Source organism: Dyella jejuensis (assembly GCF_044904675.1).
In the GTDB taxonomy this organism is placed as follows: Bacteria; Pseudomonadota; Gammaproteobacteria; order Xanthomonadales; family Rhodanobacteraceae; genus Dyella_B; species Dyella_B jejuensis.
In genome coordinates this window covers 1-750 of the sequence record NZ_JADIKJ010000087.1, presented here as the reverse complement: position 1 = coordinate 750, position 750 = coordinate 1, and the positions used below count along the sequence as shown (strand labels likewise).

The following is a 750-nucleotide window of genomic DNA, read 5'->3' as shown; positions in this document are numbered from 1 at the left end:
CGATGCGCTGGGCAACACCACCACCTACCACGACGACCTCGCCACGCACACCCGCAGCGTGACCACGCCCGATGGCGTGACGATGACCACCGTGCAGGATGCCTATGGCGACACGCTGAGCGTGACCGATGGGGCTGGCACCACCACCACCTACACCTACGATGCCGACGGACGCCTGCTCACCACCACCACGCCGCTGGGCGAGGTCAGTCGTAACCAGTACGACGCCGACGGCGACCTGATCCAGAGCACCGACGCCACCGGGCATGTCGTCACCTATACCTATAACGCCAGCGGCAGGCAGCTGACCCAGACGGTCGATCCCGGCGGCCTGGCCCTCACCACCACCTACACCCTGGACGCCCAAGGGCGGCAGCTCAGCATCACCGATCCGACCGGCGCGGTGACCACGTATGCCTACGATGCCGACGGTCGCGTGCTGAGCCAGACCAACGCCGTGGGCAGCGTCACCACCTATACCTACGACGGCGACGGCAAGACACTGACCGTCACCGCCGGCGCCGGCACCAGCGCGGCGGTGACCACGCAATACGTCTACGACAGCCTGGAACGCCTGAGCCAGACCCTCGTCGATCCGGGGACTGGCCAGCTCAACCTGACGACCAGCTACGCCTACGACGCCGACAACAACCTCATCCGCGTGACCGACGCCAACGGCAACGTCACCCAGTACGTCTACGACCAGGCCAACGAAAAGATCTTCACGATCGATCCTACCGGGGCGGTGAC

General features: G+C 66.0%; 1 pseudogene. It reads left to right on the top strand.

What is annotated here, in order from left to right:
* Window positions 1-750, top strand: a pseudogene (locus ISP15_RS18420) (hypothetical protein); the annotation flags it as partial.